At 63.7% G+C, this 21,812-nt stretch carries 20 protein-coding genes; 16 read left to right on the forward strand and 4 right to left on the reverse strand.

What is annotated here, in order from left to right; genetic code table 11:
- Positions 1-81 precede the first annotated feature (81 nt).
- A complete protein-coding gene (locus tag RBH77_RS05315) occupies positions 82-753 on the forward strand; it encodes an LON peptidase substrate-binding domain-containing protein (RefSeq protein WP_311032434.1) in 672 nt (223 codons plus the stop codon).
- A gap of 8 nt (positions 754-761) precedes the next feature.
- On the forward strand, positions 762-995 hold the full coding sequence (locus RBH77_RS05320) for a Trm112 family protein (RefSeq protein WP_311031083.1): 234 nt from the start codon (positions 762-764) through the stop codon (positions 993-995).
- A gap of 16 nt (positions 996-1,011) precedes the next feature.
- Here RBH77_RS05320 and RBH77_RS05325 read toward each other — a convergent pair whose 3' ends face one another.
- Complete coding sequence (locus tag RBH77_RS05325) at positions 1,012-3,561, reverse strand: ABC transporter permease (protein ID WP_311031084.1); 2,550 nt, start codon at positions 3,559-3,561, stop codon at positions 1,012-1,014.
- A 3-nt stretch (positions 3,562-3,564) separates the two neighbouring features.
- On the reverse strand, positions 3,565-4,278 hold the full coding sequence (locus RBH77_RS05330; RefSeq protein WP_311031085.1) for an ABC transporter ATP-binding protein: 714 nt from the start codon (positions 4,276-4,278) through the stop codon (positions 3,565-3,567).
- A gap of 58 nt (positions 4,279-4,336) precedes the next feature.
- Here RBH77_RS05330 and RBH77_RS05335 point away from each other — a divergent pair, with 58 nt between their 5' ends.
- The 12 genes from RBH77_RS05335 (at position 4,337) to RBH77_RS05390 (ending at position 16,585) form a co-directional block, all read left to right on the forward strand.
- Positions 4,337-4,981: an arylesterase gene (locus RBH77_RS05335; protein WP_311031086.1), complete on the forward strand. Its 645-nt coding sequence runs from the start codon at positions 4,337-4,339 to the stop codon at positions 4,979-4,981.
- 173 nt (positions 4,982-5,154) lie between these two features.
- Entirely contained in the window at positions 5,155-5,748 is a 594-nt protein-coding gene (gene thpR / locus RBH77_RS05340; protein WP_311031087.1) for an RNA 2',3'-cyclic phosphodiesterase, read from the forward strand.
- A 65-nt stretch (positions 5,749-5,813) separates the two neighbouring features.
- Positions 5,814-6,110 (forward strand): 4a-hydroxytetrahydrobiopterin dehydratase, encoded by a 297-nt coding sequence (locus RBH77_RS05345; RefSeq protein ID WP_311031088.1) that lies wholly within the window; start codon positions 5,814-5,816, stop codon positions 6,108-6,110.
- Positions 6,111-6,147: 37 nt separating this feature from the next.
- Complete coding sequence (locus RBH77_RS05350; protein ID WP_311031089.1) at positions 6,148-6,519, forward strand: YkvA family protein; 372 nt, start codon at positions 6,148-6,150, stop codon at positions 6,517-6,519.
- Between the two features lie 281 nt (positions 6,520-6,800).
- A complete protein-coding gene (locus tag RBH77_RS05355) occupies positions 6,801-7,307 on the forward strand; it encodes an invasion associated locus B family protein (protein ID WP_311031090.1) in 507 nt (168 codons plus the stop codon).
- A gap of 123 nt (positions 7,308-7,430) precedes the next feature.
- Positions 7,431-8,669 carry a dual-specificity RNA methyltransferase RlmN gene (rlmN, locus tag RBH77_RS05360; RefSeq protein WP_311031091.1) on the forward strand — a complete coding sequence of 413 codons (1,239 nt, stop codon included), beginning with the start codon at positions 7,431-7,433 and terminating at the stop codon, positions 8,667-8,669.
- Between the two features lie 193 nt (positions 8,670-8,862).
- Entirely contained in the window at positions 8,863-9,108 is a 246-nt protein-coding gene (locus RBH77_RS05365; RefSeq protein ID WP_311031092.1) for an acyl carrier protein, read from the forward strand.
- 13 nt (positions 9,109-9,121) lie between these two features.
- Positions 9,122-10,333: an acyl-CoA dehydrogenase family protein gene (locus tag RBH77_RS05370; protein ID WP_311031093.1), complete on the forward strand. Its 1,212-nt coding sequence runs from the start codon at positions 9,122-9,124 to the stop codon at positions 10,331-10,333.
- Position 10,334: 1 nt separating this feature from the next.
- The gene (locus RBH77_RS05375; protein ID WP_311031094.1) at positions 10,335-11,258 is read left to right on the forward strand and encodes an amino acid--[acyl-carrier-protein] ligase; all 924 of its coding nucleotides are present in this window, start codon (positions 10,335-10,337) and stop codon (positions 11,256-11,258) included.
- A gap of 2 nt (positions 11,259-11,260) precedes the next feature.
- Positions 11,261-12,256: a DUF1839 family protein gene (locus RBH77_RS05380; protein WP_311031095.1), complete on the forward strand. Its 996-nt coding sequence runs from the start codon at positions 11,261-11,263 to the stop codon at positions 12,254-12,256.
- Between the two features lie 31 nt (positions 12,257-12,287).
- On the forward strand, positions 12,288-14,813 hold the full coding sequence (locus RBH77_RS05385; RefSeq protein ID WP_311031096.1) for a glycoside hydrolase family 2 protein: 2,526 nt from the start codon (positions 12,288-12,290) through the stop codon (positions 14,811-14,813).
- Positions 14,810-16,585, forward strand: a complete 1,776-nt coding sequence (locus tag RBH77_RS05390; protein WP_311031097.1) for an alpha/beta fold hydrolase — start codon at positions 14,810-14,812, stop codon at positions 16,583-16,585. The genes RBH77_RS05385 and RBH77_RS05390 overlap by 4 nt, the downstream gene beginning before the upstream one ends.
- 58 nt (positions 16,586-16,643) lie before the next feature.
- On the opposite strand, the gene paaZ is transcribed toward RBH77_RS05390, so the two are convergent.
- Both paaZ and RBH77_RS05400 read right to left on the reverse strand, forming a co-directional pair.
- Complete coding sequence (paaZ, locus tag RBH77_RS05395; RefSeq protein WP_311031098.1) at positions 16,644-18,704, reverse strand: phenylacetic acid degradation bifunctional protein PaaZ; 2,061 nt, start codon at positions 18,702-18,704, stop codon at positions 16,644-16,646.
- 217 nt (positions 18,705-18,921) lie between these two features.
- Positions 18,922-19,563, reverse strand: coding sequence for a GntR family transcriptional regulator (locus tag RBH77_RS05400; RefSeq protein WP_311031099.1), 642 nt, complete (start codon positions 19,561-19,563; stop codon positions 18,922-18,924).
- Positions 19,564-19,680: 117 nt separating this feature from the next.
- Here RBH77_RS05400 and RBH77_RS05405 point away from each other — a divergent pair, with 117 nt between their 5' ends.
- Together RBH77_RS05405 and RBH77_RS05410 are read left to right on the forward strand one after the other, a co-directional pair.
- Positions 19,681-20,265: a biotin transporter BioY gene (locus RBH77_RS05405; protein WP_311031100.1), complete on the forward strand. Its 585-nt coding sequence runs from the start codon at positions 19,681-19,683 to the stop codon at positions 20,263-20,265.
- 175 nt (positions 20,266-20,440) lie between these two features.
- Positions 20,441-21,571 (forward strand): zinc-dependent alcohol dehydrogenase family protein, encoded by a 1,131-nt coding sequence (locus RBH77_RS05410; RefSeq protein WP_311031101.1) that lies wholly within the window; start codon positions 20,441-20,443, stop codon positions 21,569-21,571.
- Positions 21,572-21,812 lie beyond the last annotated feature (241 nt).

Consider the following 21,812-nt stretch of genomic DNA (forward strand, 5'->3'; position numbering starts at 1 on the left):
ATCGGTGCTTCGTTTGGAACAGGCGCTTGAGAAAAAGCGAATTTGCGCCAGATTCCCGGTTGCCGGGCGAAGAGGAAGACGGTGCAGGCAGGAAACAGGCAATATCGCAGGGCAAACGACATTCCGGCGACCATCCCGGTCTTCCCGCTGTCGGCGGCGCTGCTTCTGCCTGGCGGACGCATGCCGCTCAACGTCTTCGAGCCGCGCTATCTCGAAATGATCGATCACGCCATCGGTGGCGACCGCGTGATCGGCATGATCCAGCCGAACCTCGAGGGTGAATTGAAGCCGGGCGGTGAGCCGAAACTGTGTGAAGTCGGATGCGCCGGCCGCATCACGACCTTCGCGGAGACGGGCGACGGCCGCTATCTCATCTCGCTTCAGGGTGTATGCCGCTTCCGCGTGGCGGAAGAGCTGCATACTAGGACGCCTTTTCGGCAGTGCCGCGTACTGCCCTTCCTCAGTGATCTCGACGAGGAGAAGGGGGCGGAGGACGTGAACCGCCCGGCTCTGCTCAAGGTGTTTCGAGCTTATCTCGAGGCGAACGATCTGGAGGCGGACTGGGAAAGCGTCAGCCGTGCCGAAAACGCCACGTTGGTCAACGCACTCTCGATGATGTCGCCCTATGGCGCGGCGGAAAAGCAGGCGCTGCTCGAAGCGCCGGACCTGAAGACGCGCGCCGAGACCCTGATCGCGATCACGGAAATGGCGCTCGCCCGCGATCGCGAGGATTTCGGCTCCAGCCTGCAATAGGAAACCATATGCCCGACAATACGCGCAGTGCCGTCATCGATCCCAAACTGCTGGAACTGCTTGCCTGTCCGCTGACGCGCGGGCCGCTCACCTATGACCGCGAGCGCAACGAGCTTGTCTCGCCGCTCGCGCAACTCGCCTATCCGGTGCGCGACGGCATCCCGATCATGCTCGCGTCCGAGGCGCGCCAGACCGGCGACGAGGCAGCAAAGGCGGAAAAGCCCGGGCGCCGGCCGCGCTGACCGGTTCCTGAAGAACCTACAGGTTGCGCAGAACCGGCGCCGCTTTCTGGCCGAGGATTCGCCAGGTGCCGGCAAGGCCGAAGCCGACCGTCAATGCCAGTGCTATTCCCACGGTCGAGACCGCGACTTCGGGCAGGAAACGCGACGGCAGCTTCATGATCTCCGTCACCACATACCAGCCCGACACGCCGCCGGCGAAAAGCGCGAAAACCGCCGTCGCCAGTCCGATCAGCGCGTATTCGAGCGCGAAGGCGGCGATCAGCGTGCGCCTTGTGGCGCCGAGCGTCTTCAGCACCACCGCATCGTGGATGCGGGCGCGGTGGCCGGCTGCGAGCGCGCCTGCCAGCACCAGTACGGAGGCGAGAAGGGCGAGCGCGGCCGCTGCCCTTATCGCCGTCGCCAATTGTCCGACGAGGCGGTTGACCACTTCGAGCGCGTCCTTGACACGGATCGTGGTCACAGCCGGAAAGTCACGCGTCACGGCGCCCAGGATGCGTGCCTCGTCCGCCGGTGTCGCGCCCGGCATGGTCAGCGTGGCGATCCAGGCATGCGGCGCGCCGGCGAGTGTGTTGGGCGAGAAGATAAAGACGAAATTGATGCCGAGCGTCTCCCATTCGACCTTGCGCAGATTGGCGACTTTCGCCGTCACGTTGCGGCCGAGAACGTTGACGGTCAGCGTGTCGCCGACCTTGACGCCGAGCGCGTGCGCTTCGTCTTCCGAGAAGGAGACCAGCGGCGGCCCGGAATAGTCTTTCGGCCACCAACTTCCCTCGGTGATGGTGGCGTTCTTCGGCTTTTCCTCCGCATAGGTGAGGCCGCGGTCGCCACGCAGCACCCAGGCGCCCTCAGGCGGTGCCTTGATATCCTTGGAAGGTACGCCGTTCAGGGCCATGACGCGGCCGCGCAGCATCGGCACGCGCTCTATCTTCGCTCCCGGAGCCTCCTTTGCCGCCAGACTGGTGAAATCGTCGACCTGGTTTCCCTGGATGTCGACGAAGAAGAAGTTCGGCGCCTTTTCCGGCAGGCTGTCGGCGATCTGATGCCTCAGATTGCCGTCGATCAGGGCGAGGGCAGCGACGAGCGTTAGTCCAAGCCCGAGCGAGAGCACCACGGAACCCGTCAACGCCCCCGGCCGGTGGATGTTGCCGATGGCCAACCGAAGCGCGGTCGAGCGCACGCGTGGGCTTCGGCGCGCCAGGAACTGCACCCCCCAGCCGACGCTTCTCAGCACGAGGAAGGCGAACGCGGCCGCGATGACGAAGATGACGGCGATATGCCGGTCGCTGGCGTACCAGACGGAAAGCAGGGCCAGCACGATCACGATCCCGCCTGCCGCGGCAAGATAGGGGCGGCGCGGCAATCCACTCGCCTCGAAGCCCATCTCGCGAAAGAGCGCCGTCGCCGGAACGTCGCGGGCGCGGCCGAGCGGCAAGAGCGCGAAGGCGAGTGTTACCAGAACACCGAAGAGAGCGGCCATGGCGAGCGCACCGGGATAGATGCCGCCTTCGGCCGGCACGGGGATGACGGAGGATAGCGCCCAACCGGCTACAAAGGGGAGCGCGGCGGCGACCACGAGGCCGGTGACGATGCCGATCAGCGCGAGCAGGCCGATCTGGACGAGATAGACGGTGAAGACGAAGCCGCCCGAGGCGCCGAGGCTCTTGAAGGTGGCGATGACGCCCCGCTTGCCGTCGAGATAGGCGCGCACAGCATTGGCGACGCCGACACCGCCGACGATCAGCGCCGTCAACCCGACGAGGGTCAGGAATTGCGTGAAGCGCTCGATGTTGGAGGCAAGGGCCGGCGCGGCGTTCATGCGGGTGCGGACGCTCCAGCCGGCCTCAGGGAACTTGTCGCCGGCCTCGTCGCTGATCTTCTTCAACGCCGCATCACTCGTTCCGGCCGGCAATTTCACCTTGTAGATATGCTTGACCAGGCTACCCGGCTGAATCAGACCCGAGGCATGGAGCGCATCGAGCGAGACGAGGAGGCGCGGCGCGAAGGCGAAGCCGTCCGACACGGCATCCGGCTCGTCGACGAGCCTTGCCCTGAGTTCGATCGTCGCCTTGCCGAGCTTGATCCGGTCGCCGGGCTTCAGGTGCAGCCGGGCGAACAATATATCGGGCGCGGCGGCGCCATAGACGCCGTTCTCCTCGCCGAAGAGCGCGTCATGCGAAAGTGCCGGTGCGGTGGCAAGCTTGCCGTACAGCGGATAGGCGTCGCTCACCGCTTTCACCTCAACCAGAGCTTGATCCGCGCCGTCGGGTAGGCGCGCCATCGAGCGCAGATTGGCGCTTTCGGCAACGGTGCCGAGATCGCTGAAATAGGCGCGCTCCGCATCGTCGGCCTCACGTTGAATGAGTTGATAGCGTATATCGCCGCCAAGCAGGACACGGCCCTGGTCCGATACGCTGGTGCCGATCGCCTCGGCGACGGAATTGACGCCGCCGATGGCGGCCACGCCAAGCGCGATGCAGGTAAGGAAAACCGCGAAACCGCGAAGCCCGCCGCGCATCTCGCGCAGCGAGAAGCGAAAGGCGAGGCGAAGCGCATCCCCGCAGCGCATCGCCTAGGCCGTGACCTTGAGCGCCGGCGCCGCCTCGATGCGACCCGAACGCATGCCGATCTGTCGTCCACAGCGTGCAGCGAGCGCCGCATCGTGCGTGACCAGCAACAGCGTCGTGCCGCGCTCCCTGGCGGTCGTGAAGAGTAGATCGGCAATCTGCCTTCCAGTCGCCTGGTCGAGATTGCCGGTCGGTTCGTCTGCGATCAGGATCGGCGGTTCCGGCGCCAGCGCGCGCGCGATCGCCACGCGTTGCTGCTCGCCACCTGAAAGCTCACCGGGATAATGCGTCATGCGCTCCTTCAGGCCGACTGCTGCAAGCTCGCGCTCGGCGACCATGAACGGATCCTTGCGGCCGGCAAGCTCCAGCGGCACGGCGACGTTCTCCAGTGCCGTCATGTTGGGGATCAGGTGGAAGGACTGGAAAACGATGCCGACATTACGGCCGCGGAAGGCCGCAACCTGGTCCTCGCTCTTGCCGTTCAAAGTCTCGCCGGCAATCGTCACCGTGCCGCTGTCGACCCGCTCCAGTCCCGCGATCACCATCAAAAGCGTCGACTTGCCCGATCCGGAGGGCCCGACGATGCCCGAAGTCTCGCCGCGTGCCACCGAAAGCGTCACGCCCTTCAGCACATGGACCTGCGATGCGCCTTCGCCCAGCGTCAGGGACACGTCGCTCAGCGCAATGACGGCATCGATCGCGGGCACGGCTTCAGTCACGGGCGATCCGTCCTATATTGGGCAGGGCTAGAGGTTTTCAGAAGCATATGGGTTCCGGATGGCGGCTTTCAAAATTCTTTTCAGGGCTTTGCTTGTCGCCATTATGGCGGCGCTGGCCGTCGCGCCGGCAGCGGCCGATCCGGTGAGCATCGTCGGCATGGGCGACAGCCTGATGGCCGGATACGAACTCGGCCCCGGAGAACCCTTCGCTGCCAAACTGCAGGATGCTCTTAAGAAGAACGGTTACTACGCGACCGTGACCAATGCCGGCGTCTCCGGCGACACCACGAGCGACGGGCAGGCGCGGCTCGACTGGTCGGTTCCGGATGGGACCGATCTGGTCATCCTCGAACTCGGCTCCAACGACATGCTGCGCGGCATCGATCCGGCGCTGACGAAGAAGAACCTCGAAGCGATGATCGAGCGGCTGCGGGCGCGCGATATCAAGGTGGTGCTTTTCGGCATGAAGGCCGCGCCCAATCTCGGCCCGGACTACCAGAAGGCGTTCGACGCCATTTATCCGGATTTGGCAGCCGAATATTCACTACCGCTCTACCCGTTTTTCCTCGACGGCGTTGCCGGGCACCCGGACCTGCAACTCAAGGACGGCATGCATCCGAATGCGAAAGGCGTGGATCGCATCGTCTCGGGCGCGCTCCCGATCGTCGAAAAGGCGCTCGGCAAGCCTGGAAAAAACTCATGAGGATCAAATCGGCATAAGCGGGCTTTCCCGCTGCAGGTGTCCTGCGGCCGCGGCGGTGACTGAAACGAATCGTCTCCGCCCGCGTTTTCCCCAGAGCCGCACAAACGACTTGCTCCGCCCCGCAATCGGTGATTCGCTGCCATGGGGTAATCGATTCGAGGAGGGCCGATCAAATGCCACGCCTTTTCACCGCCCTCGAAATTCCGCGTGATGCCGCCCTTTCGCTGTCGCTCCTGCGCGGCGGCCTGCCCGGCGCCCGCTGGATCGATGTGGAGAACTACCACCTCACCTTGCGCTTCATCGGCGATGTCGAGGGCCATGTCGCCGATGAGATCGCCGACGCGCTCGATCGGGTGCGTCGCCGATCCTTCCAACTCACCCTTTCCGGCGTCGGCGCCTTCGGATCGAAGAAGCCGCACGCGCTTTGGGCCGGCGCCATGGCCTCGCCCGACCTTAACGCGCTGCAGGGCGAGATCGAGCGCATCTGCCAGAGGCTCGGCCTGCCCGCCGATGCCCGCAAATTCATGCCGCACGTCACCATCGCCCGGTTGAGGAATGTCAGTCCGGCCGAAGTCGCCGTCTATCTTTCGGCACGGGGCAATTTCCGTACCGCGCCATTCCGCGTGTCGCGCTTCGTGCTGATGTCGTCGAAGGATTCGGTCGGTGGCGGCCCCTATGTCGTCGAAGAGGCCTGGCCGCTGACTGCCGGCGATGCAACACGTCCCTACAGTGCACCCGCCGCGGATATTTCACGGATCGGCCGATAGGCCAAAACGGTTCATCTCCCACGCCTGCGCTATCTTCGGCGGACAGCGAAGGAAGGGAGACGAGCATGGCACGCGAAAAGCTCGAACGCGCTGCGGTTGACGGTGCGCTGCAGGAACTGGATGGCTGGACGCTGGATGTCGGCGGTAAGTCGATTTCGCGCAAATTCGACTTCCGCAATTTTTCCGAGGCCTTCGGCTTCATGACGCGCGCGGCCCTCGCCGCGGAGAAACTCGGCCATCACCCCGACTGGTCGAACGTCTACAAAACCGTCAACGTGACGCTTTCCACGCATGATGCCGGCGGCCTCACCGAGCTCGATTTCGACCTTGCCCGACGTATGGATGGTTTCGCGGAGGCCTGATCTTGCGCGCGGGCGCGCCAGACGCCACATTCGGCCCATGGACAAGGCCCGAATAGACGAGATCCTCACGCCGGGAAACCGCGACCGCAACCGGGAACGCGAGGAGCGGGTGCGCGGTCAGTTCTGGCGCACGGCCAAGCGCGCGGCGCGTCAGGTTCCCTTCATGGAGGACGTGGTCGCCGCCTATTACTGCGCGCTCGACACAAGGACGCCGACGTGCGTGCGCGGCATTCTCCTGGCGGCGCTCGCTTATTTCGTGCTGCCGACCGATTTCATTCCCGACTTCATCTTCGGCCTCGGTTTCACCGACGACGTGGCCGTGCTGACGGCTGCGATCACCGCGATCCGATCACACATCACGCCGGCCCATCGCGCCGCTGCGCGTGAGGCGCTTTCCGAGGATTCGTGATCCGATTTTGCGGCATTTGGCCGCCTTGCCCCTCGGCTCCAGCATTCGGCCGGGTCAAACTCTCGCCTTTTTCGTGATTTCCAACCGACGAGCCAGGGCCTGCCGAGCATCACAAGCGCGTTTCTCGACGCATGCGGCAGGGCGGCGGGGTTGCCGGCGCGACGGCGAATTGGGGGATTCACGTTTTGGTAACCCAAATTAAATCAAAGTGAATGCATCGGGCGCCGCCGAAAGGCCGGAGCCCGAACGGCGTTACACATGACAAAGGGAAAACGGCAACAATGCATCGCGCACGAATTCTAACCTTTTCATGTCTCATCGCGCTGGCGTTTGCCGCGCCGGCGATGGCGCAGTCGGCCACCAAGATCGGCCAGCACAACGCATGGGGCACCTATTCCTATCCGTCGAAGAACGGGAAAGTCTGCTATGTCCTGACGGTCCCGACAGAAAAGGAACCGAAGAATCTCGACCATGGCGACATCTTCTTCTTCGTCAGCCAGAGGCCGGGGCAGAATGTGAGCTACGAGCCGCAATTCATTGCCGGCTATGACCTCCAGGACAAGTCGAAGGTGACGGTCACAGTCGGAAACAAGAGCTTTTCCATGTTCACCCGCGGCAAATCGGCGTGGATGGAGAATGCGGCCGAGGAGCCGCAATTGATCGCCGCCATGAAGGGTGGCACCGACATGACGGTCGCGGCAAAATCGACTCGCGGCAACGATACGAAATACGTCTTCTCACTCAAGGGCATAACAGCCGCGCTAGGTTCCATCTCCGACTGCAAATAAGAAGCCTCGCCGGCCGGAAGCGGCATTGAGCGCGACAGCTTGCGTTGCCGCGTGACGCTCCCCATCTGCCGTGCTATGTGCGCGCCGAACGCCGTTTGGCGCGTTTTGCCATTTCGTGAACCTATGACCGTTTCGCTCGACCTTGCCGATCATGCCGCCCGCGATGCCCTCGCCATGCAGGCGCGCGCGCGCCACCGGGAGAAACAGTCCCTGATCGGACTCTCCCGCGCCGACATGGCCGAGGCGCTCGTCGCTGCCGGCGTGCCCGAGCGGCAGGTCCGGATGCGCGTGCAGCAACTCTGGCACTGGCTCTACGTGCGTGGCGTCTCCGACTTCGCCGACATGCTCAATATTTCCCGGGATCTGCGGACGACGCTCGCGGAACGCTTCACTGCCGCGCGGCCCGAAATCGTCGAGGAGCAGATTTCCAACGACGGCACGCGCAAATGGCTGTTCCGGTTTCCCGCGCGCGGGGCGGGGAGGCCGGTCGAGATCGAGACCGTCTATATCCCCGAGGAAGGACGTGGGACGCTGTGCATCTCCAGCCAGGTCGGCTGCACGCTCACCTGCTCGTTCTGCCACACCGGGACGCAGAAACTCGTGCGCAACCTCACCGCCGAGGAAATCCTCGCCCAGCTGCTGACGGCGCGTGACCGGCTCGGCGACTTTCCCGACCGCGACACGCCCGCCGGCGCCATCGTGCCGGCCGAAGGCCGCAAGGTCTCCAACATCGTCATGATGGGGATGGGCGAGCCGCTCTATAATTTCGAGGAAGTGAAGAAGGCGTTGTTGATTGCCGCCGACGGTGACGGCCTGTCGTTGTCGAAGCGGCGCATCACGCTTTCCACCTCCGGCGTCGTGCCGGGGATCTCCCGCACGGGCGAGGAGATCGGTGTCATGTTGGCCATCTCGCTGCATGCCGTGCGCGACGATCTGCGTGACCTTCTGGTGCCGATCAACAAGAAATATCCGCTCAACGAACTGCTCGCCGCCTGCCGGGCCTATCCGGGCCTGTCGAATGCTCGCCGCATCACCTTCGAATATGTGATGCTGAAGGACGTCAACGACAGCCTTACCGACGCCAAGGAACTGGTGCGGCTCCTTAAAGGCATCCCGGCGAAGATCAACCTCATTCCCTTCAATCCCTGGCCGGGCACGAACTATCAATGCTCCGACTGGGAGACGATCGAGAAATTTGCCGACACTATAAATTCCGCAGGCTATGCCTCGCCGATCCGTACGCCGCGCGGACGCGACATCCTCGCCGCCTGCGGCCAGCTCAAGTCGGAATCGGAGCGCTTGAAGAAGACGGAGCGGCTGGCGCTCGAGGCGATGATGATCGCCGGTCACGGCGAGGCCTGAGGCGGCAAGAACGCAGCAACGCTCTTGTTGCGGTGTTTCGAGCTCGTTCCAGAACGATACTTGTAGCCGGTAGAATTCTATCGAATTTCGTCACCGGGATTTAAGCACAAAATAAGACCATCCCCGCCGTTAACGGAACGGTCGCTCTGGCCGTGCGATGGAAACGGAAAATCATAATCGGGGTGGCTCACCAATGATCGACAGAATCCGCACGCTTCTCGCGCAGAATTCGATGATTCCCATTGATTTCGAGGCGATGTCAGACACCGCTAATCTTTACGATGCGGGACTGACGTCCTTCGCCTCCGTCCAGATGATGCTGGCGATCGAGGAGGAATTCGACATCGAGTTTCCCGAGCAAATGCTGACCCGGCGAACCTTTTCGTCGATCGCCAGCATCGCCGCGGCTGTCTCGGAACTCACGGTCGAATCGGTCTGATCCAATGAACGTGATGGGGAAGATCAGCGATCCGCTGGCGTTGTCGCCCGCGGAGAGCGCCGCCGATCGCATGGCGCGTGTCGTCGCTATTGCGGCCGAAGCCGTCGATACGGTCGATCGGGAGGGCCGGTTTCCGCTGGAAACAGCGGAGGCGCTGAAACACGGACGTCTGCTCGGGGTTGCCATTCCTGCCGAACTGGGTGGCGAGGGGCTCGGCACCGCAGCCGTCGCGGACCTGGTCGTCCAGCTCGCCCAGGCCTGCGGATCGAGTGCGATGGTCTATGCGATGCATCAGATCCAGGTTTCCAGCCTGGCGACACATGGCGTGACCAGCGAGTGGCACCGCGCCTTCATGCGGCGTGTGGCGGACGAACAACTCCTGCTTGCCTCGGCCACCTCGGAAGCCGGCATCGGCGGCAATCTCAGGAATTCGATCTGCGCTGTCGAGGTTGCGGATCGGCGCTTCTCGCTCACCAAGGACGCGACGGTGATTTCCTACGGTGCCAATGCCGACGCGATCCTGGCGACGGCGCGCCGCGCGCCTGATGCCGCCCATTCCGACCAGGTCATGGTTGTTATCCCGGCCGATAGCGACCGTTCGCTGGAGCGCAAGTCCGTTTGGGACACGCTCGGCATGCGCGGCACGTGTTCCGACGGCTTCCTGCTAACGGCAGCGGGCGATGCGGCACAGATCTTTCCGAAGCCGTTCTCCGAGATCGCGGCGCAGTCCATGCTGGCGAGTTCGCACATCTACTGGGCCGCGACATGGTTCGGCATCGCGGCCGATGCGTTCGCGCGCGCTCAGGCCTTCGTCAAGGCGGCGGCACGCAAGCAACCGAACGTGACGCCTCCCGGCGCACTGCGTCTCTCGGAGGCAGCCGCGATGCTGCAGGAGATGAAGGGGCATCTGGTCGCGGCAATCCATCGCTTCGAGACCGCCCAGCAGGACGATGACGACCTCTCGTCGATCGGCTTCGCCGCCGAGATCAACGCGCTGAAGGTCGCCAGCAGCGAGAAGGCCGCGGAAGTGGTGCGTGTCGCCATGCTGATCACCGGCATCCTCGGCTACAAGAACGGCACGCCCTTCAGCGTCGGCCGTCATCTGCGTGACGTGACGTCGGCCGCCGTGATGATCTCCAACGACCGCATTCTTTCCAACACCTCGACGCTGCTTCTCATGAGCCGCTTCGATACGTCTCTGTTTGATTCTCCTCGGGGGGCTTGAGATGGACGCCAAGACATTCGATGCCAAGACCCTGCTCGATAATCTGTTCGACAATGGCATCCTGTTCGAATCCGGCGTCGACGGCCTTTACGGCCGCTCCGGCACCTTCGAGGACGTGATCGAACGCTTCGAGAAGATCGTTCTCAAGGTCGGCGGCCCGGACAAGGCGACGCGCATCCATTTCCCGCCAGGCATGGCGCGGGCGGCGCTGGAAAAGACCGGCTACATGAAAAGCTTTCCCCAGCTTGCGGGCTGCGTCCACTCCTTCATGGGCGACGAGCGCGATCATGCGCGGCTGCTCGGCATGATGGAGAAGGGCGAGGACTGGACGGAGATGCAGGAGGCGACCGAGGTCGCGATGACGCCGGCGGCCTGCTATCCGCTCTATCCGACGGTCGCCCGGCAGGGGCCGGTGCCGGCGGAGGGACTTCTCTACGAACTGTCCTCCTACTGCTTCCGGCATGAGCCATCGAAGGACCCGGCGCGCATGCAGCTCTTTCGCCAGCGCGAATATATAAGGATCGGCACCAACGAACAGGTGCAGGCATTCCAGAAGAGCTGGATGGAGCGCGGCAGGCGGATCGTCGAAGAACTCGACCTGCCCTGCGAGATCGAGGTCGCCAACGACCCGTTCTTCGGGCGCGCCGGAAAGATGATGGCCAACAGCCAGCGCGACCAGACGCTGAAATTCGAGCTTCTGATACCCGTGACGAGTATTGAGAAGCCGACCGCCTGCTTGTCGTTCAACAACCACCAGGATCATTTTGGGCAAAGCTGGGGCATCCGCTTCGCCGACGGGACCTTCTGTCATTCGGGCTGCGTCGGCTTCGGGCTGGAGCGCGTGGCGCTGGCGCTGTTCCGGCACCACGGGCCTGACGTTGCGACGTGGCCGGTCAAGGTCCGCCATGCCCTTTGGGGAGCGTGAGCATGCGGCAGGTCATTCCCGGCCTTGATCCGGCTACCTACCGGTCGAGTTTCCTGCATGACGCCGAGCGGCGCTGGCCGGAGACCAACTGCTACGTCGACCTCCTGATCGAGGTTCTCCACGCTTCCGGTCATGAACCGGCCGCGGCGCTTGGCTTCACGGTGATGCAGGACTTCGAGGGCGATCATTTCACTTTCTTCAAGTTCCCGACCGCCGACCTGCAGCGGCTCTACGGTATCGATATCGAGGAATTGGCGATCTTCGACCGGCTCGATGCGCGTGTCATGACGCAGATCGACCGAAACCGCCTCCCAATGGTCGAGGTCGATGCTTTCTACCTGCCGGATACGCGCGGCGTGAGCTATCGGATCTCGCATTCCAAGTCCTCGATCGGCATCAACGCGCTCGATCCGGAAAGCCGGCGCATGGAATATTTCCACAATGCCGGCTACTTCACGCTGCAGGGTGCCGACTACGACGCGCTGTTCCCCGAACGCGACGAAGCGAACGGATTGCCACTCTTCCCCTATTCGGAGTTCATGAAATTCGGACGCACCCCGTGTTCGAAGGATCTGGTGCGGACTGCGCGATGCCTGCTTTCCCACCATCTGGCAAGGCGGCCGAAAACGAACCCGATCGCCGCCTACGCCGAAACCTTCGCCGGGCATGCGGCGGCGCTTGCCGAACGGCAGCCGGAATATTTCCATACCTACGCCTTCAATACGCTGCGTCAGCTCGGCGCGAATTTCGAACTGCTTTCGAGCCATATCGCATGGCTCGGTGTTCACGGCTTGCACGGCCTTGAGCGGGCGGCGGAGGCGGCCGGCTCGATTTCGGAAGGCTCCAAGACGATGCAGTTCAAGCTAGCGCGCGCCATGGCGCGGCGGCGCTTCGACGGGCTCGCCGAGATGCTGGCTCCGATGGCTGCAGCCTACGACGTGACGATGCACGTCCTCGACGTGAAAATCGCGCCTGAGCTGAGCTACAAAGCCGCCTGAACCGACGGGGTCCGGGAGCGGGGAGATACAAGTGGGCGAGGCACTGTCGATCGACGGAACAGTCGAGTCGCTGGAAAGCGGGTGGCGCCTTGCCGTCTCGCCGGCTGGCGCCTGGGTATCTCCTGGCGCCATCGATCCGGCTGCCGAATGGCTTGACGCTGAGTGTCCCGGCACAGCCGCTGCCTCGCTCGAGGCCCATGGGCTTTGGCATCGCTCCGTGCCAGCGCCGTTGCACGACAAGGATATCTGGTATCGGCGCCGGCTCGATGCGGTGGGGCCTGTGCGTCTTGTTTTCGAAGGTCTGGCGACGATTGCCGAGGTTTACATCGACGACCGTCTTCTTTTCAGGTCGACCTCGATGTTCGCGCCGCGGGAAGCAGCGCTCACGCTTGTGGGCGGCGAGACGCTGTCGATCGCGTTTAGAAGCCTCGACCGGTATCTCGAAGGGCTGAAGGGGCCGCGGGCGCGCTGGAAGCCGCGCATGATCGACGATCAGCGCCTGCGGCTCGTCCGCACGACGCTGATCGGTCACATGTCCTGCTGGTGTCCGAAAATCGATGTCGTGGGTCCCTGGCGTCCGGTCCGGCTGGTTCGCGATGCAGCGGACAAACCTATCGTCGAAACGGAAATGCATGCCGCCCTCGATGGTAGGACCGGCATCCTGGATGTCTTTCTGACGCTTGGTGAGCCGCTTCCCGAAGGCCGGGCTGCGACCGTGACCTGCGCGGGCGTAACGGCGAAGCTGGGGCCTTCCGGTGCTCGGTTGAAGGCACGGCTCGAGATCGCGGATGTCGCGGCTTGGTGGCCGCATACCCATGGTGATCCGGCATTGCACACGGTCACCGCGACGCTGGGCGCGACCACCGTTCGGCTGGGCCGTGTGGGGTTCCGCCGCATCGAACTCGATCACGGCACGGACGGGCGCGGCTTTCAGCTCGTCGTCAATGGCGTGCCGGTGTTCTGCCGCGGCGCCGTCTGGACGCCGAGCGATCCGGTACGACTTCCGGCACGGCCGGATATGCTGGCGAATGATCTTCGCCTGGCGTTGGAGGCCGGCGTCAACATGCTGCGCGTCGCCGGCACCTTCGTCTATGAAGCCGATGCATTTCACCGGCTCTGCGATGAATTCGGCATTTTCGTCTGGCAGGACCTGATGCTGGCCAATTTCGACTATCCGTCCAAAGATGAGGATTGGTGCGCCGCCCTTGCAGCGGAAACCGGCGCGCTGTTGAAGCGGCTGCGGCACTCGCCCTCGCTGGCGGTGCTTTGCGGTGGCAGCGAGATCGCCCAGCAGGCCGCTATGATGGGTCTTCCGGCGCAGATCGATCCGACACCCTGGTTCGAAACAATTGTCCGGCCGGTAGCGGGGAAGCTGCGCCCGGATATCGTCCTAGTGCCGTCGTCACCCTGCGGCGGCAGCCTGCCGTTCACCGCCGATGGCGGGCCGACGCATTATTACGGCGTCGGCGCCTATTGCCGGCCGCTGGAGGATGCGCGTCGCGCGGAGGTCCGCTTTGCCAGTGAGTGCCTGGCCTTCGCCAATGTGCCCGATCAGGCGACGCTCGACGCGCATCTGCCGGTCCAGCCGCTGCACGATCCGCGCTGGAAGGTGGCGACGCCGCGCGATGCGGGCGCCTCGTGGGATTTCGAGGATGTCAGGGACCATTACCTTGAGCATCTGTTCGGCGTGGATGCGCGGCGGCTTCGCATCGAGGATGGCGCCCGTTATCTCGAACTGTCACGCGCGGTGACGGCGGAGATCGCCGAGCGGACCGTCGACGAATGGCGGCGGCCGGTCTCGCCGACCGCCGGTGCGCTGATGCTGTTTTGGAAAGACCTGCAGGTCGGGGCCGGCTGGGGCGCTCTCGACGCGACAGGACGGCCGAAATCCGTCTGGCATGCGCTGAAGCGCGCCTTCCGGCCCCTACGGCTCATCCTCACCGACGAGGGCGTCAACGGGCTTGGCGTGCACCTCGTCAATGACGGGCCGGATGCGGTCGCCGGCACGCTGCGGCTTAGCTGCCTGCGCGACGGCGCCACGCCGGTGGTTGCCGGCAGCCGGACGGTAAACATTGACGGCCATGGCGGGGTGACCCTCTCCGCCTTCGACCTTCTCGGCGCTTTTTTCGACATTTCCCAAGCCTACCGCTTCGGTCCGGCCGCGCATGAAGTCACGGTCGCACGCTTCGAGGATGAGGCGGGCGCGGTTCTCGCCGAAGCCTTTCACCTGCTGCCGGGAGCAATGACCATGAGGACCGATGTCGGACTTCGTGCCCGCGTCGAAGGCGGCGACGGCGAATGGCGCCTGGCGGTTTCCTGCCGGCGAGCGGCCTACTACGTCCACATCGCCGACGGGATCTACCGAAGCGAAGAGGACTATTTCCACCTGATCCCGGATGTCGAAAAGACTATCCTGCTTGTCGGGCCTGCGGATGCGCCGGCGCCATACGGCGTTGTGAGCGCCCTCAACGGCGACCGTCACGCGGACTATGCGACGGTCGGCGACTCGTCGGCCGCGCCTGCGATTCTCGGGTCTCGGATGAGAGGGCAGCGATGAAACCGCTCGTCTTCAACGACACGATCGGCTGGCTGAAAGAAGCGGACGGAGATTGCGGCGTCGTGATCGCGGGAGCCCATGGCTTCGAGGATCTGTGCAGCCGCCGGTTCCTCACGCTTCTGGCGGACCATATCGCGCAGTCGGGCTCTCCTGTCCTGCAATTCGACTATCCCGGCTGCGGCGATGCCGCGGGCGACCATGCAGCGCCCGGCCGGGTTGCCGCCTGGGTCGACAGTATAGGCACCGCGGCAGATGAGTTGAAGCGGCAGACGGGCGTCACGCAGGTGATCGTCATCGGCTTCCGGCTCGGCGCCCTGCTGGCTCCGCTTGCCGTCGAACGCCGGGACGATATTGCGGGTCTTGTGCTTCTCGCACCGCCGGCATCTGGCAAGGCCTATGTCCGTGAGATGACGGCGCTGTCGCGCATGATCGACGCGGCGCTGCCATCCAGCGAAACGGGCACGGAGCCGTTCGACGGCCGCACGGTAGCCGGCTTCCGGCTTTCGACCGAAACGCTTTCCAATCTCGGCGCGCTCGGCTGGCCAGAGGTTGCGCCGGGACCTTCAGGGTTACCGGTGCTGGTCGTGACCTCCTTACAGACGCCGGCGCTGTCGAAATGGGCGGGCGATTCCGCCGGGTTGCCTGCCAGTGTTGTCTTCGATGAATTCGAAGGCTACGGCCGCCTGATGTGCGACCCGACGGCAAACAGGATTCCGGCTTCCGTCATCGAGCGTTGCGCCGACTGGGTCCGTGACCATTCCGGGGAGGGACACTCGGTCAAACCCGTCCTCGACATCGGTGTTCCGGCTCTCCGGGCTTCCGACTACGAGGAGGAGCCGGTGGTGATCGGGCCCACCCCGAACATATGCGGCGTATTGTGTCGCCCAGCGGGCGGCAGGAAAATCAAGGATACGGTCCTCTTCCTGAATTCAGGCGCGGTGCCACATGTCGGATGGGCACGCGGCACGGTGGAATCGGCCCGGATGCTCGCCACCGAAGGCCTCGCCTCGCTCAGGATCGATCTTCCCGGTCTCGGCCAGAGTGATGCGCCTCGGGAAGAGCGGCTTTTCCTCTACGATGCGCGCGGCAGCGCCGATGTAAGCTGCGCCATCGATTGGCTCGAGCGGAACGGTCTCGTGGGCGTGAGCCTTGCCGGCATCTGTTCGGGCGCGTTTCAGGCATTTCATGCGGCGCGAGCGGACAAGCGTGTCCACCGGCTGGTCATGATCAATCCTCTTTGCTTTTCCTGGAACAGTTCCTACGCCTTGGACATGACGGTATGGAAAGCATACGAAGCCGCGAAGGCGGATCGGGAATTTTCCAAGGCCGAACCGCAAGAAACCCGCCGGCCAGAATATCTGTCGGCATTCAAGATGGTGACGTCAAAAAACAGCCGGCTCTTTGTCCGGCGCGGCCTGGAAGCAATCAAGACGACGCTGGCGAACGCGCGGCCGTCTGCGTTCCTGCATGCGAGGCCGGTGGAACGCTGGATGCGGGATCTCGCCGACCGGGGGGTGCACGTCCTGATCGCCACCTCCGAAGGCGATCTCAGCCTCAAGGAAATCGACCGGCATTTCGGGCCGGACGGAGAGCGACTGCGAACCATTCCCAACATTGGCCGATTACTGCTCCGCCACGCGGATCATACCTTGACGCCGGTCCATGCCCGTCACGCACTGGTTGCCAGGCTGGCCGGCCACATAGGCGATCCGGATTCGCGACCCGTTCGCAGCGGGTGGAATGGAGATCCCGCGGCGCCGGCCGTGGTTTGACGTTCCACTGTGGCGGACCGATGCCATTATCGACGATCGTTCCGCCTCGTCAGGGGTGTCAATGGGTCCGCGGTGGCCATTCCTTCGCAACCATCGTCAGCACATCGTACTGCGCCGCGATTTCGCCTTTCTGGTTGGTCACCTGGCAATCCCAGCGCACTTCGCCATGATCGGCGTTCTCACGTGGATTGATTTCCTTGCAGGTGAGGCGAACCTGCAGTGTGTCGCCGAAATAGACCGGCGTCAGGAAGCGCAGGTGATCGACGCCGTAATTGGCGAGCACGGGCCCGGGATTGGGCTCGACAAACAGCCCGGCGGCAAAGGAGGCGATGAGGTAGCCATGCGCCACCCTATCGTCGAAGAACGGATTGGCCTTGGCCGCCGCTTCGTCCATGTGGGCATAGAAGGTATCGCCCGTGAAATGGGCGAAATGCTCGACATCTTCCTTGGTCACCTGGCGCTTGGCCGTCACCAACTGGTCGCCGATCTTGAGATCCGCCAGCGATTTGCGGAACGGGTGCTCGCCCTCTGCGGTGTCCGCGCCCTCGATCCAGCGGCCGGTCACGGCCGATAGTAGGCGCGGCGTACCCTGCACGGCGGTGCGCTGCATATAGTGCTTCATTCCGCGTATGCCGCCCATTTCCTCGCCGCCGCCGGCACGGCCCGGACCGCCATGGACGAGACCCGCCAGCGGCGAGCCGTGACCTGTCGAACTCTTGGCCGAGCGCCGGTTTCCGATCAGTACGCGACCGTGGAACGGGGCCATTCCGATGACGACCTCTTCCGCAACCCTCGGGTCGTCGGTGAATAGCGACGAAACGAGCGACCCTTTGCCGAGTCTGGCCAGTTCCACGGCCTGATCGAGATCGTCATAAGGCAGCACCGTCGAAACCGGGCCGAAGGCTTCAACGTCATGCACCTTGGTCGCGCCGAACGGGTTGTCCGCATAGAGCAGGACCGGATTGAGGAAGGCGCCTTTCCCGGCGTCTCCCGACGTGACGCGCACGTCGTCCGGATCGCCGGCGACAATCTCGGCATCCGACAAAAGATTCCGGATGCGCTCGCGCACTTCTTCGCGTTGGCCGAGCGAGGCAAGCGGTCCCATGCGCGTCGTCTCGTCGCTCGGCAGGCCGAGCGCAGTCTTGCCGAGTCGGTCACCGAGCGCCTCTACGAGCGCATCGACATGGTCGCGTGGTGCGATCACGCGGCGGATGGCGGTGCATTTCTGCCCCGCCTTCACCGTCATCTCGCGGGCGACTTCCTTGACGAAAAGGTCGAACTCCGGCGTACCAGGCCCGGCATCCGGTCCAAGGATAGAGGCGTTCAGGCTGTCGGCCTCCATGGTGAAGCGTATGGAGTTGGTGATGATCGCCGGATGCGCCTTGAGCTTCCGGCCGGTCGAGGCCGAACCGGTGAAGGTAACCACGTCCTGCCCGATCACATGGTCGAGCAATTCGCCGACCGAGCCCGAAATCAACTGCAGCGCGCCTTCGGGCAGTATGCCCGTCTCGACGATCCGCTTCACCATCAATTCGGTAAGGTAGGCGGTCTGCGAAGCGGGCTTGACGATGCAGGGAACGCCGGCCAGCAGAGTTGGTGAAATCTTCTCCAGCATACCCCAGACGGGGAAGTTGAAAGCATTGATGTGGACCGCCACACCCTGCAACGGCGTATAGATGTGCTGCGCGCTGAAGCTGTTGTCCCTTGACAGCAGTTCCACATCACCATCGGTCAGAACGCGCGCGTTCGGCAGTTCGCGCCGACCCTTCGAGGCGAATGTCAGCATGGTGCCGATGCCGCCCTCGATATCCACCCAGCCATCGGCGCGGGTTGCGCCCGTGTGCAGGCTCTCGGCGTAGAATTCTTCCTTCTTCTCCATCAGTGCCAGGCCGAGTGCCTTCAGCATGCCGGCGCGTTCGTGGAACGACATGGCGCGCAGCTTCGGTCCGCCAACGGCGCGCCCATAATTCAGCACTTCCTCGAAATCGAGGCCCTTTGAATCGATCAGGGCAACCGGTTCGCCGGTGGCGGCGTCGAGCAGCGGCTGGCCGTGGCCGGTACCCTTCGTCCATGCTCCATAGACATAGCTTTCCAACCAACGCGGCGCCATGCTTGCCATGATTGCCTCCTCGTTCTTCCATCCAATCCGACCGAGCGGACCATTTCATGGTCGATCGTGCCAGGGAATTCGTCGGCTAACTTTTGGCGCAGCCGTAAATCGGGTCGTCCACCGCCGGCCAATCGAAGTGCGGGTATTCATTGACCGGCCGGCCGGTTTATATCACAAGAGGATCGTCCTTGGGAGAGCGTTTCTCATTTGCGGCGTCCGGGCCTGATCACGCCTCGTCGGTTGCAGCCGCTGTGATCGCTGCCGAGGCGTAAATATGCGCCTTGAGCAGCCCTGCTGCCCGCTCGAAATCCTTGCTTCTGATGGCGTCCACGATACGTCGATGGTCGTGATTTGACCGAGACCGCCAGGAGGTCGAGCGAACGGCGGCAAGTACGATGCGGGAATTGGCAAGACGCAACTGCTCAAGCGCGATAAGCAGCCGTGGCATACGGCAAGGTTCGACCAAGGCTCGGTGAAAATCGCGGTTTGCCGCTTCCCGTACGGGGAGGGTTTCGGCTTCTTCGCCGGCCTGCAGGGCCTCCTCGATCGCAGCGATATGCGTGAGTGTCATGCGTAGGACGGCATGACGAAAGGCAAGCAGTTCCAGCGCCGCCCGCATTTCCACTACCTCGAGGATCGACGCCGCGTCGAGGGGCGCGACACGCATGCCGCGCCGCGGTTCGCTAACAGCAAGGCCCTGCGCCCGTAACATCTGAAATGCCTCGCGCGCGGGCACATGGCTGGCGCCGAATTCATACGCCACATGGTCCTGCCTGAGCGGCGCGCCCGGCGACAACTCGCCCGAGACGATGCGCTCGGCCAGCGTGGCGGCGATCCGGGATGCAACGGGGTCGGTTCGGTCATTCATTTATAGATAATCTATAGAGATTTCGCGTGCTTTCGGAGATTACCCCCGATACAGTGCCTATTGTGATCAATCTCATAGATATTTTCATTTATTATCTATGATTGCAAGGGGTATCTCATGAAAACGGAAGATACATTCAGGCCGGTAAGCTTCAAGCCACTAGCCTTTCTTCCCGCTGCTCTTCGCACTCCGCTTCTGGTCGTTGCGGGAAGCCTGGTGATGGTGGTTTGCGCAAAGACGACCGTACCGTTCTGGCCTGTGCCGATGACCATGCAGGTGTTCGGAACGTTCCTTCTGGCCGGCATCGCCGGCGGGCGTCTCGCCGCGGCGATGATTGCACTCTATCTCGTTGAAGGCGCGGCAGGCCTTCCGGTGTTTGCGAATGCGGCCGACGGCGGCGCCGGTTTTTTGTCGTTGATCGGCCCGACGGGAGGTTATCTCGTCGCCTTTGCGATCGCGGCATTCATTTCCGGTGAATGGATCCGGCGCGCCGGGCTCGGGGGGCGCGTCGCGTCGGTGCTGCCGATGCTTGCCGGGCTCGCGCTGATCTACATCCTGGGATGCCTGTGGCTGTCGCAATTCGTCGGCTGGGCGAACGCGTGGATGCTCGGAGTGCTGCCCTTTCTTCCGGGCGATCTCCTGAAAGTCTTCCTGGCGGCGGCCGCAACGATGGTGCTGTCCCGCAAGGCGTGGCGTTTCTGACGAGCGGCCTACAATCCGCGATGCGGTCCGGATCCTTTTGTCCGGACCGGCGGGACTCGCGCCGGTAAGGAGTTTTCGGTAGAGAAAACGACCGGGGAAAGATCATGCATGCGTATGTGCATCGAGCCGCAGAACCACCAATGCCGGCCTGCCCGGAAGAACGAAGGAACTGGAAATGAAGATCAAGGCGGCCGTCCTGGAGGAAATGGGGCTGGAGCGCCCCTATGCCGGAACCCTGCCCCTCAAGGTGCAGGAAGTCGATCTGGAGGGACCGGGGCCGGGTGAGGTGCTGGTGAAGATGGCGGTCGCTGGCCTTTGCCATTCGGACCTGTCGGTGATCGACGGCAATCGTCCGCGGCCGCTGCCGATGGTGCTGGGACACGAGGCGTCCGGCGTCGTCGAGGAAGTGGGGGAATATGTCGACGACCTCAAGCCGGGCGATCACGTGGTTTTCGTCTTTGTGCCGAGTTGCGGCCATTGCGCCGCCTGTTCGGAAGGCCGGCCGGCGCTTTGCGAACCGGGCGCCGTCCACAACGGCAAGGGCGATCTCCTGAGCGGTGCCATCCGCCTTTCCCGCCGGGGCAGTGAGAAGCTCCTCCACCATATCGGCGTGTCCTCCTTCGCCGAATACGCGACGGTTTCGCGACGCTCGCTCGTCAAGATCGATCCCGAACTGCCGCTCGACGTGGCGGGTCTCATCGGCTGCGCGGTGTTGACGGGAGCCGGCGCCGTCTTCAACACGGGCGATGTCAGGCCAGGCGGCTCCGTGGCCGTGGTCGGTCTCGGGGGGGTGGGACTGGCCGCCCTCCTCGGGGCGGTCGCGGCTGGGGCCGAGACCATCGTCGCCGTCGACCGGCTCGATTCCAAGCTCGATTTCGCGAAACAGGTCGGCGCGACGCACGCTTTCAACGCGGACGATCCCGACATTGTGGAAAAGATACGGGAAGCCACCAGAGGCGGCGTTGAAGCCGCATTGGAATTCGCCGGATCGGTCAAGGCGCTTGAACTGGCCTATAAGATCACCCGCCGCGGCGGCACAACCGTGACGGCGGGCCTGCCGCATCCCCAGGCCATGCTATCGCTGCCGGCCGTCTCTCTGGTCGCCGAGGAGCGCACCCTCAAGGGGAGCTATATCGGCTCCGGCGTGCCGTCGCGCGACATTCCGCGGTTTCTTGCCCTTTACAAGCGGGGCAAGTTGCCGGTGGACCGGCTGCTTACGCACCGCCTCAAGCTCGATGACATCAACGAGGGCTTCGATCGGCTGGCCGACGGCTCGGCAATTCGGCAGATCGTGGAATTCGCCTGAGAGAGGAAGGGCGGCGGCGCTTTCAGGGCGTTGCATTGGTCTTCGGATAGGGCGATTTACCCCCACCCCTAACCCCTCCCCACAAGGGGAGGGGGACTCTACTCCGGCGCCGCATGGCGCAAACGTTGAAGATTTTAGCTGGGAAAGCGATGCCGGCGTCTCCCTCCCCCTTGTGGGGAGGGGTTAGGGGTGGGGGTAAAGGCCCACGCAAATTCCATATGCGGTCGCCCTAAACTCTCGA

The sequence above is a fragment of the Mesorhizobium koreense genome (assembly GCF_031656215.1).
In the GTDB taxonomy this organism is placed as follows: Bacteria; Pseudomonadota; Alphaproteobacteria; order Rhizobiales; family Rhizobiaceae; genus Mesorhizobium_L; species Mesorhizobium_L koreense.